The sequence below is a fragment of the Gynurincola endophyticus genome (assembly GCF_003991195.1).
GTDB classification, from domain to species: Bacteria; Bacteroidota; Bacteroidia; order Chitinophagales; family Chitinophagaceae; genus Gynurincola; species Gynurincola endophyticus.
Window position 1 is genome coordinate 304,597 of record NZ_RCWL01000006.1, and the last position, 14,261, is coordinate 318,857.

At 39.4% G+C, this 14,261-nt stretch carries 6 protein-coding genes; all 6 read left to right on the forward strand.

All coding sequences use genetic code 11. The annotated features are described in order from the left end of the window. Window position 1: 1 nt before the first annotated feature. On the forward strand, window positions 2-9,670 hold the full coding sequence (locus D9O48_RS13055) for an RHS repeat domain-containing protein (protein ID WP_126973420.1): 9,669 nt from the start codon (window positions 2-4) through the stop codon (window positions 9,668-9,670). Between the two features lie 15 nt (window positions 9,671-9,685). Further along, entirely contained in the window at window positions 9,686-10,018 is a 333-nt protein-coding gene (locus tag D9O48_RS13060) for a hypothetical protein (RefSeq protein ID WP_126973421.1), read from the forward strand. A gap of 366 nt (window positions 10,019-10,384) precedes the next feature. Beyond that, complete coding sequence (locus D9O48_RS13065) at window positions 10,385-11,692, forward strand: RHS repeat-associated core domain-containing protein (protein ID WP_126973422.1); 1,308 nt, start codon at window positions 10,385-10,387, stop codon at window positions 11,690-11,692. A gap of 10 nt (window positions 11,693-11,702) precedes the next feature. Continuing rightward, window positions 11,703-12,062, forward strand: a complete 360-nt coding sequence (locus tag D9O48_RS13070; protein ID WP_126973423.1) for a hypothetical protein — start codon at window positions 11,703-11,705, stop codon at window positions 12,060-12,062. Between the two features lie 358 nt (window positions 12,063-12,420). Further along, on the forward strand, window positions 12,421-13,575 hold the full coding sequence (locus D9O48_RS13075; RefSeq protein WP_126973424.1) for an RHS repeat-associated core domain-containing protein: 1,155 nt from the start codon (window positions 12,421-12,423) through the stop codon (window positions 13,573-13,575). Next, window positions 13,568-14,182 (forward strand): hypothetical protein, encoded by a 615-nt coding sequence (locus tag D9O48_RS13080; RefSeq protein WP_126973425.1) that lies wholly within the window; start codon window positions 13,568-13,570, stop codon window positions 14,180-14,182. The genes D9O48_RS13075 and D9O48_RS13080 overlap by 8 nt, the downstream gene beginning before the upstream one ends. The last annotated feature ends 79 nt before the right edge of the window (window positions 14,183-14,261 follow it).

Sequence of the window (14,261 nt, forward strand, 5' to 3'; positions counted from 1 at the left end):
AATGAAGTTATTAGTAAAGCCGCTGCTGCTGGCTCTCACATGGATGATGACTGTTTATTCTGCAACGGCGCAGAATATCAGATGGTATAATAAAATGGATTCTGCTATTAAAGTAAACGATACTTTAGTAGTGGCCGATACTGCTTACCTGAGCAGCCATTTTAACTGGAACAGTATTAAAGACAGGAGCACCGTTAATATTGTAAAACTCGAAGTGGATTATACCCGGTTATCTGCTGCTTTGCCTGATTTTTTTGCACAGGTTGACCTGGAAGTCACTTACTATTCAGTAGTAGACTCTAACCCTACTATGAAATCAACCATTCCGGTAGTGAACAACTATTCGCTCAGGCTGAATAAAAATGAAGCCGGTGGTGAATTAAAACTGGCTGATCAGTTACAGTTTACAAATGGATATGATGTAAGAATAAAGGTGAAAAGTATAGTGAGTGATCAGTATGATAGCATATTGCCCCCACTTTTCAAACTTTCTTCGTGGATTTATATAGACCGGCATCAGGTATTAAACCCTTCATCCGGGCAATATAATTTATTTGCACTCACCGAAGAAAACGCATTTCCAATTGTATATACATTAGACACTTCTTCGGGTAATAAAACGGTGAATGTTCAGCGTGGTACCGTGTGGGGAGCTGTAGAGTATGACCTGGAATGGACCTTCATCGACTCCACAGGAAACAATATTGCCGTGCTGGACAGTATCAGAAATCATCAACAGGTATCGGAAGCCGCGTTAAATACATTATTTAAATACAATTCAAACCGTATTTTCTTTGGTGCCGTGAGCAGTTACAAAATACCCCTGGTATCGAACAGCGACTTTTTAATGATCCGTATGAGAACGGTATCGTATGAAGACGGAAAGAGAGTTGAAGGAGACTGGCAATACAAAGATGCTACGCAGGAATTCTGTTTTCTCAATCTGCAGCATCTTCGGCATCAGCGAAACCTGAACTGGATTTACACTGCTAACTTTATTGAAGAAGGTTTAAGGGCGGAGAGCATTAACTTCTTCGACGGAAATTTCACCGGTAAACAAAATATCGTATTAGATAATGAGAACAGTACGGCTATCGTAAACGAATCGATATACGATCGTTTCAACCGTCAGGTGGGTAGTTTTTTACCGGCTCCCACACCGCAAAATAACCTGTGGTTTAAAACTAACTTCAATGTAGGTTTAAACAATAAACCGTTTGATTATAAATTTATCAATGATTCGGTGAATAATTGTTGTATTACTGCACCGGCAGTGTCGAATAGTTCCGGTGCAGGTAATTATTATTCTGCTGCGAGCTGGTTACTTGCTGAAAACAGAAATGTATTTGATCAGTACACGCCTTCTGCAGATAGTTTTCCTTACTCGCTGCAACAATTTACCGACGATGCTACGGGCCGTATCCGTTACCAGGGTGGGGTGGGTAAACAATTTCAGCTGAATGAACACAACGGTAAGTTTACCAGTTTCTTCTACGGTAAACCTACCCAATATGAACTGGATAAATTATTCGGTAATAATGCCGGCTTTGCACAGCATTATTTAAAAAATCTGACCGTTGACCCTAACGGTGTGCTTTCTGTAAGTTATCTGAATGCGGCCGGTAATGTCATTGCCACCGCTTTATCCGGCTTACCTGCCGGTAACCTCGAAAGCATTGGGTCATTGGGGTATGTTACGGAAGATTATAACGCGCTGATAGACCTCAACGGTTTTACTTATAACAAAGATGCTTTATTGATTGAAGCAGCCTCCAGCCACCTGAATGTTTTACCCGGCACGATAGCTACTGTGAAATATACTGTTCAGAACCTATCTTACCTGTATAAATCACTGAATCTCGAAGCCTGTAATAAATGTTATTACGAACTGGAACTGAAAGTACAGTCAGACTGTGATACCGACAGCATTCTCGCCAAGAATAAAGTATTGTTCGACGGCAATACATTGGTTTGTGAAAACGGTACTCCTTTCATTGATTCTGCCTTATATCCTATGAACCAGATCGGCGAATATAAATTTTCTATGCAGTTATCGATGAGCAGGCAATATATTGATAGCAGTTTTATAGCATTGAAAACTTTGCGGGAGGTAAATAATGATATTAAAAAAGAAGCTGACTTTCTGGTAGAACGATTTAATACATTGGTTTTAGACGATAACTTTAAAGAATGCGGGGCCTGTTTTGACAAACTGGGGAAACCGGCAGATTTTAAGGCAAATATCAAAGAGGTTTATTATCAATACGGTTATGATTCGATCACTGTTTCACGGCTGGATACGCTGATTGATAACAAATACACCCATTTACTCGAACTGTGTAAAGCTTCGCAGGATAAATGTATGGTGGCAAGCCCCTGTGATGACTCTAAGCAACAGATGCTGGCAGACCTTCAACCCGGTGGACAATACTTTCTCATTGACACCACCCGTTTTCAACCGAACGGAGACTATGTAATAGCTGAACCGAATATCAACTTTGTTTATAAAGTCTGGAAACAAAAGTTCTTCAGAGAGCATCCTGCCGACTTTGATTATATCGACGATTCTATTTTTGTAGATAATGAAAGATGGGTAAAGGTATATGACTCTTCGGTAACATTTAATCAACTGGTGCAACAATGGAAACCTTCCTGGTCGGAGAAATTTATTGAGTTTCACCCTGAATATTGTCAGCTCTTATTCTGTCAGACAAACAGCTACTATAAAAGCTGGGATAATCTGCTGACTAATTTCATCAATGATACGGCCGAACTGCACAAGCTTTATTTTGATAACCGGGTGCAATACCATAGAGATTCAATCGACTGGTTATTGAAACATGATACCTTCTTTAAATTTGCACCTGCTGCTATTTATGATTCATTCAGGCTCGATATACAAAAATATACAACGAGAGTACTGTCGATTGATACGAATATTTTACCCGAAATGCCACTGTCGGGTTATGTAGATATGATTTTGTATTGCAGCGACAGTACCGGTTCTTATTCACCCTGTGTAATTGATAATGAATGCCGAAGTGAAGTCAGGGAGTTTGACCTGTATAAAAAACTTTATCTGGAAAGAAAGGAATTCTATTACAACGAATATCGTGATGACTATGTGTGTACCGGAACCTGTTTTATCGGGTCGGCCTATAATGATTCTTTTTGCGTAGACCCTTCAAAGTTCACGATCAGTGAATACCAGTTAAATAACAATACGCCGCAAACAAAAGTATTGCTGATTACATTCGACCGTCAGTTTAATTACGATAGTGTGGTTGTTCATTTTAAAGACTTTAATACTTATACCGGTGCGAATCCGAAAAAAATGCGCACCATTACTTTCCCCAGCGGAAAGGATTCGGTTTTCCTGGAGGTAGAAGCTTATGTGAACCCAGCTTTGACCTATTTAAGTTCTACCGTATGTTATGAAGTTCCGATCACAGTAGCCTGCCTGTATGGTGAAAGCCGTAACCTCGACCTGAGCAGTTATACCCAATTGAATGACAGCCTCTATTTCAGGCAGGTAATTGATACCAATGGTATTTTCAGTGATACGATCCGTATTATAAAAGGATTGATCAACCAGCCGCCGTTGGTAGGAATCAATTATTTTGAAACTTCAGTAGATTATTACGGTTGTTTGAATGTAAAACACGGTACGGCTAATTATAACTTTACACAATCCTGGCTGGTATATACCAGAAAAGATTCGTGTGAAGCGCAGGTGTTAAACCTGAACTTTCATTTTTCAAGAAACGATTCGGTATTTGCTTCGAACTATCCTGATCCGACTTTCTCGGGTTCTAATTTTCTGTACTTCAGAGATACCGTTTATACGGTTATACCGGGCGTAGAAAATGTAATACCGCACGATTCATTGGGCGGCGCTTACGGAACTACTTTTGTAAAGGAGTTTTTCAAGTGCCTGAAAATTAATTATTATTATTTCCATACACCTACCAGTATTACTTATGAAAATGTATGGCTGATCGGTAAACGGGTGGATGTTTGTGATACGGCACAGGTGATAGTAGCTGATTACAGAATCAATGACTCTACTTATTATCAGGGTGGATATATTTTGAATGTAAAGCGGCTCGAAAACATATACACCGGTTATTGTCCGGGATATGTGGATGATATACGCAAGTGTTTAAAAATTAGGGTGGGCTCCACTACTTATCAATATTACCAGCGTGCCGTAACCAGATGCAATAATTGTACGGATGTATTTGACTATACTTTAACAGCTTCTTCTTACAATAGTGGTGGAAGTTATTTCATACGATCGAACGGAGATACCGTATTTGTTTATGCGAATGTGAGCCCGACTTATACTCCGCCGGTAACCGGTGCTAGTTCTTCCGGTTGGTATAAATGTGCCAGAATTACGGTAGGAGCCACTAACTATAATTTTTATTCGGCACGGATTGTTATCAAACCGGCTTGTGATAAAATTATTTTCTATGGCTGGAATGCGAATGGCAGTGCCAATACCAGCCTTGGCGGGGATGTGTATTTCGACTTTCTGCCAGGCAGATGTTTAGAGTCTGTTACTTACACTTATCCTTGTTTGCGGATCGAGTATTCTGACGGCAGCCTTTACCAGTTTTATGGTTCTACCAAACAGATATACGTTTGTACGAGGTACCTCGGCGGGCCGATTGAAGAGTTTGATCTGTTGAATAACCTGTCGGCTCCTAATACCATTCCCGGTTCATTCCCGGTAAATATTCTGGTAGCCGCTTACCTGCCGATTGAGCAGGGACCGATTGCACCACGACAATACCGTTATGAAATCCGTCTCGACTTAGCGAATGTTCCGTGCAGTAACGGATCGGTATACGTTGATTTCACCTTCCGCAGAAACGATACCACCGAAGTGAGCCGGGTATGGCCGGTAGATCCGATGACAGGCGGTGTTAAAATTCAATGGGATTATGATTCGGTGTATAAAGACTGGCAACTGATCGGTACGGCAGCTTATCTGATTGACTGTGAACCGACCTGTTTCGATGAATATGCTTATAAAAAACCTGTGTTCAGAAGAAATGGTGTGAACTATGTGAACATGGGCGTGCATGAAGGAAATATTCAGGATATTACCAATGATAAAGCAAATAAGGCTATCATCAATGCCTGTGAAAATTACGTGGATGACTGGTTGGTAGCATTAGCCTATTGTAATACCATTTCGCCCGGTTCGTTACAGCAACTGAAAGACCGTATGCTGGCAGTATGTAAACTCGGAAGTCCGGTGAACACGGGTATCGGAGGTAGTACCACTGCTCCGGGCATTTACAGTGCTTATGGAGATTCCAGTTTCGTGCAGATTTTTAAAGACGTAATGGGTACCACACTCGATGTGAGGTGTAATCCTTATTTACTGGAAAAACCTTATCCGAAAGCTACCGGCGGAGTAATTGGTAGTACTGATATCCTGAAATCAAATGCAGAAATTTGTACGGCACTCAATACATATAGCGTGAATGCAGGTACCACGGCAGCAGATTCTGTATGGCGATACATTCAGTCAGCAATGGGTAATACCTTTAACCTGAGTGAAACTGATTTCGCCCTTCTGGTGAAATCGTGCAACAACTGTAACTATATACTTGATTATACGATTCCTGATCCGAATTTCTATTCAAATTCTGCCAACAACTGTTTAACTGCTACGAAGTATAACCTGTTGAAAAACGATTTACAGGTGTTAATTCCGGCATTATCAGTGAGTGATTCTTTGTATCCGGTTATTCTCAGAAACTATATGAACCACCAGCTGGGTTATCAGTTGAGTGCCGGCAGTTACCAGGAATTTGACGCTGCCATAACGGTAAATGCAGCTGCTACGCTTTGTAACATTAATATCGATACCGACCTTTCGATTGACCTTTTTGCGGATGTAACGTTAATGATAGACCGTAATATACGTTCTGCACAACAGGCATATGCGTCATTTATAGAAAATGAACGCCGGGTATTCAGCAATCATTACTGGAATACCTGTGCTTATGTAGATAAAAAGGTAGACTTAAAATCTTCACAGAATTACTATCATTTCACTTTGTACTATTACGACCAGAATAACCTGCTGGTAGGTACGGTACCTCCGGAGGGAGTGGTAATGCTCAGCAATGCGCTGGTAGATTCTGTACAAACCTATCGTCAATATACTTATCAGGACATGGTAAGGTATCCTTTAGACACAGTGGGTGTTCAGACTACCGGAAAAATCACCGGTGTATGGACCGGTTCAAAATCTGTGGAGCTCTGGCTATCGGGTACTACCGGAAAATGGGTGTTTGATGACAACGGCAGCAGGTATATATACAGGGTATATTTCAATGGAAACATTTTATTTGTTGACCTGAACGGATACGATGCCGGCAATAACCTGACAGTGAAATATCAGTTGAAATCACCGGTATTACAGCTCAACGGCATCAATCATATCGTATTGAATACGGCAAATATCCTTTCGGGAATATCGTCTGTACAGGTGAATGCGCAACCGGTGGTACTGACGCCGTTTACTTCACATGCCAGTGCTTTACCGGCACCGTCTGTGGGCGTATCATTGTATAATGATGTATTACAGTTACGGTTATATGATAAGCAGTTGAGTAATCAGGAGATCAGGGCAAATGCGTATAATGTATACCTGTATCCGCACGAAAACCTTCAGCAAAAAAATATTTTAAAATACTGGTTATTCAATAATAAAAATGAAGTGCAGTTAACGGTGCGCAAAATAGTACCGGAGCACCAGTTATTAACAAGATACACTTATAACAGCCATGGTGCAATTTCGGCCTCAATTACACCTGATGCCGGCCGGTCAGACTTTAAATATGATGAAACCGGGCGTCTGGTATTATCACAGAATGCTAAGCAGGCAGCGATCAATAGCGGACAGCATCAATATTCCTATACGGTATATGAACCTGTATTAGGCAGAATCGTAGAAGTGGGAGAGGTACAATCTACACTCCAGAATTTTAGCACTTCGTTTGTATCATCCGTTACTGCCAGTGCACTGATCAGCGGTGGTACCAAAAAATCAATCACCCGTACATTCTATGACGAAAGCCCTGTACTGGAACCCGGTTTTGACCTTTATAGCGAATATGTACAGCATCACCTTCGTAACCGGGTGTCGGCCACGGTATTGCGTACCGCTGAAAACGATGCAACGCCTTCTGTTCAGTACTACAGTTATGATATAGCCGGTAATGTGAAGGATTATTGGACGCAAATCCCCGGTTTGGGGATCAAACACCTGTCTTACGAATATGAACTGCACAGCGGCGCTGTGAACCTGCTGAAATACCAGCCTGGAAAAACCGATCAGTTTTATTACCGTTATAAATACAATGCCAATAAAAAGCTGACGCATTCCTATAGTTCTTTTCGTGCAGTGGAAAACACGCTGGAACTGATCGATCCTGTTCTGAATGCTCATTACCGTTATTACCTGCATGGTCCGCTGGCCAGGGTAGAATACGATGAAAACAAGGTGCAGGGGTTGGATTATGCCTATACGTTACAGGGATGGTTAAAATACATCAATGGAGAAAAACTATTACCCGGAAGCGATATCGGCCGCGACGGCAAAGTGGGCGGTGTGCACGAACAGGTAGGGCGCGATGTATTTGCCTATAGCATAGGTTACTATCAGAACGATTATACACCGGTTAATAGCAGTTTAAAAGCTTCGTTGTTGAATAATCAGACCGTATCGGGGTCGGGAGAAAGCCTGTATAACGGAAATATCAGTTATACGACGCTGGCGCAGAAAAACCGTCGTAACGATCGCCCGTTACTATATGCTTACCGCTACGATCAGCTGAACCGGATACAGCAGGTACAGTCGCAGTTACTGAATAATAGCACGGTGAACTGGAATGGCACAAACCATACGGAATCCTTTGCCGAATACTTTAAATATGATGCGAACGGCAATATCCTGAATGTATGGCGTAAAGATTCATCGGGTAATGCGATGGATAGTTTACACTACCGATATCATTATGGTTCAACGGCGATCAATGGTAAAAAGTATTTACAGCATAACCGCCTGAACAGTGTGAACGACCAGGTATCAGCCGGGGCTTACGGCGATGATATAGATGCCCAGTCGATGAATAATTACAGTTATGATGCGATCGGCAACCTGGTAGGGGATGTGTCGGAAGGTATACTGGACATTCAGTGGAATGTGTATGGAAAAATCGATTCGATCCGTAAGCAGACGGATACGGGTGTGTTGGGAATCAGATACACCTATGATGCTACCGGGCAGCGGATCAAAAAGGCTGTAACGGCGGGAGGTATCAGTAAAAACACTTACTATGTAAAAGATCCTCAGGGAAATGTATTATCTTTATACGAGGAGCAGTCGGGCAATTTACAGTGGCGCGAGCAACATTTATACGGCAGCAGCCGTTTAGGAATCTGGCGTATCGACACGGTACCGACAGCCGCAGATCTTTGGAAAATCAGTAATTATACAAACCGCCGTCAATATGAGCTGAGTAATCATTTAGGGAATGTAATGGCGGTAATCGGAGACTATGTAACGGTAGAAAATGATACGATCCAATACCCTTCTGTATTCAGTTTAAATGATTACTATGTATTTGGCGCTACCAAGCGTTGGAGTGGCAGTGAGGGTTACCGTTATGGTTTCAATGGCAAGGAGAATGATGATGAACTCAAGGGCGAAGGCAACCAGCAGGATTACGGTATGCGGATTTATGATCCGAGGTTGGGTAAGTTTTTGAGTGTGGATCCGTTGTTCCAAAATTTTCCCTGGAACTCTTCGTATTCATTTGCAGAAAATGATATTCTGAGGAACATAGACCTAGATGGAGGTGAGAAGCTATCTTACCTGGAGAAACTGGAATATAATGGTGGTTGGATGGATCATGTGAAGGCTATCCCGAATGCTATATCTAGTATATTGGATGCAACAATCATCGATGTATTCAATAGTGGAGTAGACACCTATCATTCTTTAAAAAGGGGCACCTATGGTCAAGATTTGAAGAATGAACTTAAAACGACGTATAGTAACACCAAGGAATCACTTAGTAAGGCTTATGAATATCATACGAATACTCCTTTCGTTCAGCAGATGGAGGATTTGGGCCGTGGTTTAAAAGATCCCCGAACGCTGGAGAAAAGTTTAGCTATTTTGGGAGGAGCTAGGATCCCTTTAATAGGAACCGGTCAGAAAGGGAATTTGCTAAACATACCGAAAACAAAACCAACAGTATCGCTAGCGGTAGCTGAGAATGGAGTGGGAAGTGTCGCTAAAGGTGGGCTTATTGAATTACAAAGTACATTTAACAATTTAGTTGAGAGTAGCCTGATTTCAAAATATAGAACATTGGACCCAAACCTAAAATACGGCTATACGGGATCTTTTAAAACAGGATTTGTTGGAAATCCAACTAAGTCAACTTTTGGCAGTCCTATTAATCTTAAAAATTTTGATATAGACTTTTGGATAGAAAGTGACTTATTATACAACAAATTCGGGAATAATTTGCGAGCAGATGTTCAATTTCGAAAGGTTTTGAGTGAGACGCAAGGGTTCGAAGGGTTAAAACCAAACAAACAAGGCTTTTCAATAAAGTTTAAACCTAATAATTAATAATATTTAGTGTAAATGAAATATAACGGCGCTAATGCGAAAATCTATTTAAAGTTTAAAGGTGGTATAGAAGATCTCTCGAAGATAATAAGTAAAGGTATGATATTACCGGATTTTTATTTTGAAACAGATATTGAGTTTCCTCATAATATCACTGGTCATTGTGAGGCATTAGGTTTTTCTATTTGGCTGAATAAGTTGACAGATGATAATATTTTTGATTACACTCTATCAATTGAAACTAATATGAGCCTTGAATACTCTTATAATAATTTGCTTTGTGATATATCGCCATGGATGGTAAGGTATGTCTCTGAAATTTGTGAAATAGAGGCTGCTTTGATGTAATTTTTAAGTAATACCACACTCGCGCCGGACTGTGTCCGGTGTTTAATCAAACATTCATTTTCGTGATAAGTAATTTTAAAAACCGCTATATTATAGCGGTTTTTCTATTGTATACAGGTAGGAAAACGTATTTGGTAAATTGAAGAAAAAATTGTATCTTAATAGAGTAGACTGTTTATATTTTTAATCTTCTTCTTTGTACCCAACTTTCAGCATCTCCTTTTTTATATTTGGTTTATAAAAAGCCTCTTACTTTCTCATTTAAATACTTGTATTTGCAAACTTGGTTTCATCAAAATATAGCAGGGAAATGTCTTATCTTTATATGAGGAGGAGTCGGGTAATTTACTGTGGCGTGAGCAACATTTGTATGGCAGCAGCCGTTTAGGAATATGGCGTATAGATACAGTATCGACCGCCGCAGATCTTTGGCAAATCAGTAATTATACAAACCGCCGGCAATATGAGCTGAGTAATCATTTAGGCAATGTAATGGCGGTGATTGGCGATCATTTAGTAATAGAGAGTGATACGGTAAGATATCCTTTTATATTTAGCTTAAATGATTACTATGTATTTGGCGCTACCAAGCGTTGGAGTGGCAGTGAGGGTCATCGTTATGGGTTTAATGGTCAGGAGAAAAGTACCGAAATAAATACTGAAGGGAATAGCTATACGGCAGAGTTCTGGCAGTATGATGCGAGGTTGGGAAGGAGATGGAATGTGGATCCGGTAACAGTAGTAGGGTTGAGTGATTATTCTTCTTTTAGCGGTAATCCAATATTAAAAAGTGATCCTGACGGCGATTGTGCAGAGTGTCCTAAGAAAGGGGCACCGGCTGGTACTCAACATACTGAACGTGGCCCTGCTGGCATGACACCAGTTGGAGGAATGGTGTTTGCTGGTAAGAACGCTTCATTGACCTATATTAATGTAGGAGACGAGGTAAATTCTCAGTGGGTCATTGGTCGGTTTGCAACGAATAGTGGAAAGTCTTATACGTGGAATAACGATAAGAAGTGGTATGTGGATAATGAAGGGAAAGAATATTCTCAGATGATTTTCCATAACATGATGGACTGGGCGCAACGTACGATGGGAAAACCGATGGCAGAGGCATCAAAGAATTTTTTTGATGGAATACCATTCAAAGATACGCGGGTGGCTTATGCGGGTTACCAGTTACAAGGGGGTTATGGAGTCGGAGGTTTTATTGCGAGTGGTTTAGCCAACTCAGTGTCTGAATGGGGAAGTGATTTAGCCGCCGGAGGACATCGGACAGATCAGGCCTTAATAGGTCTTTGGCGTTTTTCTTCTGAAATGGCAAAAGGGTCTGGGATTAGTTTTAATGCCGCTAAGGGGGGAGGATTGAAATCTTTCTCTGGAACAGAAAAGGCATGGTCTTCAGGAGCAACTCCAAATTCGATTTATACTTATTTAAGTGGGGATAAAAGATTTGCCGTTTCAAATTATATATACAATTCCGAAGGAAAAGTAATTTTTCAAGTAGATTTTTCAAAACATGGAAAGTTCTTTTCTGGTCATGGCCACAATATGAGTATACCGGGTAATTTAGGGAGTGGTCATACTAATCATATTCCTTGGAATCAAGTCCCTTCCAATTATTTTAATATTCCCAGAGGAATACAACATTCAACTCCTATAGGTCAATAAAATTTAAAATATGATAAACGAAATAAAAAATAAATACGAACACTTTTCGGACTCCTTAGTTTTAAAGCTCGTGTACAATATAGAAGATACCTCAAAGAATATTGAAGTTATTATTAAATGTATGAATAAATTAAAAGATTGGGAATTTGAAACAATTAAGCTTTCTTTTGAAGACATAATTTTATTTCGCTTTATAGAAAAAGAAAATCAATCTAGTGTTTCTATAAATGCTGCACTTTTAACAAGTGAAAAAGGAGTTGTTACTTTTGATTTTTGTCCATTAGTATTTGGAAGGTCTGATTTAAAAGAAAATGAAAATTCTGATTTCAAAATTAAATGTAGAAAAGTAGGTTATGTACAAATAAAATAATGCCGCTAAGACGGGATTTAGTTCTTTCCCCCCCCGCTCGCGCCGGACTCTGTCCGGTGTTTAACAAAATATTCATTTTCGTAATAAATAATTAAAAAAAGACCGCTATGTTATAGCGGTTTTTCTATTGTATACAGGTAGGAAGCGTATTTGGTAAATTGAAGAAAAAATTGTATCTTAATAGAAAGACTCATCAGTTTTTTAATTCACACTATTTTATCTCCCGTTCATTAAGAGCCTCTTTCTTTTGCATATAAATACTGTTGCTAGTAAATATAGACATAGAAAAATATAGCAGGGAAATGTCTTATCTTTATACGAGGAGCAGTCGGGCAATTTTACCTGGCGTGAGCAACATTTGTATGGCAGCAGCCGTTTAGGAATCTGGCGTATCGATACAGTACCGACCGCCGCAGCTCTTTGGCAAATCAGTAATTATGCGAACCGCCGTCAATATGAGCTGAGTAATCATTTAGGGAATGTAATGGCGGTAATCGGAGACTATGTAACGGTAGAAAATGATACGATCCAATACCCTTCTGTATTCAGTTTAAATGATTACTATGTATTTGGCGCTACCAAGCGTTGGAGTGGCAGTGAGGGTTACCGTTATGGGTTCAATGGGAAGGAGAATGATGATGAGGTAAAAGGGAAAGGTAATAGTGTAGATTTTGGAGCGAGAATACATGATCCACGATTAGGGCGTTTCCTAAGCTTAGATCCATTAAGTAGCAAATATCCGGGTGAGAGTAACTACGTTTTCGTAAGTAATAGTCCGATTATATATATTGATCCGGATGGGCAGGATAGAATTGAATATGTAAGAACAATTGCGAAAGATGGGACAGTAATAATAAGGGTACAACGTACGGAGGGAGTGTACAAGTCAATGTATAGGCATACTTATGGTGGGTTAGGTTATTTTACTAAACATGATTATTCCGTTTATACTACTAATGATTATAGGTCAGGTGAGCTTATAACAACTTCTCGTGAAGTAATATCATTCGAAGATCAATCAGAAGTAAATTTCATTGATTATTTAAAAATAAAGGCAATGGATAAAATTGGTTCCATCAATGTTCGATTGCCTCAGGTTGTCATTTTTGGTTCAGGATTATCTGATCCAGGGTGGGGTGATAAAGCTGACTCCGATAGACCTATTATGACTTTCGATTTTTCTAAATATCAAGAGATTATAGACTTAGCATTACTTGGTAAAGATGTTTACAATATGAGAGCTGATCTTAAGGAAGTAAGTGTGGATCGTATGTCAGAAATATTGGAGAGTACTTTTGATAGGATTAATGCGAATACATCTTCTCTATCTAGTATTAAAGAAGAAAAGAAAAAGTTGGGTAAATCCTATTGTGTAGAATGTGAACTTACATATGAGCCAGATAAGTATGGATACTGGAAAAAGTCTCATACAGATTCGGAACAAAAAGATACTATAGAAGGCCATAATTATAAAGTAAAAGAGACCAAATTTAAAAGTAAAAAGAATGAATAAATATTTGTATTTTTTTTTGATTTTTTTAATGAGTTGTAAGGGCGATTTTACAATAAGTGAATCGCAGTTGCAGTTGCTGTCTTTTGTTGGGAATGATAAAAATAAGAATGATAAAATATTTGATTACTACCCTGATGGTAGAATATATATATCTATTGATACTTTAGACGGTGAAGTATTTGGTAATTATTATCAGTTTTATGAGAATGGACTTTTGAATATGTATCAATTTATGGTAGATGACAAGCACTCCACTTATTTGATTGAGTTTGATTCTGTGGGAAAGATAATAGAACAACAAGGAAATCCCATTTGTAAAAGCCACATAAACTTTAATTATAAACCAGATAGTGCATCTATTAGTGTTTTATTTAGTAGCTTTCCTTATAGGAAAATAACTGCAAGTATTTCTGGGTCAAATGGAGAATTTTATCCTGTTGAAACTACTAAACATCCTACACTATCATATTTAGAATGTTATAATTATTCAGTTTTAATAAAAGATGTTCGTAGCATTTTTCAAGTGATTAAAGTTGAATGTTTAGATATGTCTGGAAATATTCAACAGTATAAAGATACTATTAATTTTTTTAAGGATATCCCATAGTTACACAACCGCAAAGAACTTTCGGGTGTTAGGCTACTCCACCCCTCGCTCGCGCCGGACTGTGTCCGGTGTTTAATTA

Bases quoted from the DNA above. Each gene is read 5' to 3' on its own strand.
- D9O48_RS13055 (WP_126973420.1), top strand. From the start codon at position 2: ATGAAGTTATTAGTAAAGCCGCTGCTGCTGGCTCTCACATGGATGATG.
- D9O48_RS13060 (WP_126973421.1), top strand. From the start codon at position 9,686: ATGAAATATAACGGCGCTAATGCGAAAATCTATTTAAAGTTTAAAGGT.
- D9O48_RS13070 (WP_126973423.1), top strand. From the start codon at position 11,703: ATGATAAACGAAATAAAAAATAAATACGAACACTTTTCGGACTCCTTA.
- D9O48_RS13080 (WP_126973425.1), top strand. From the start codon at position 13,568: ATGAATAAATATTTGTATTTTTTTTTGATTTTTTTAATGAGTTGTAAG.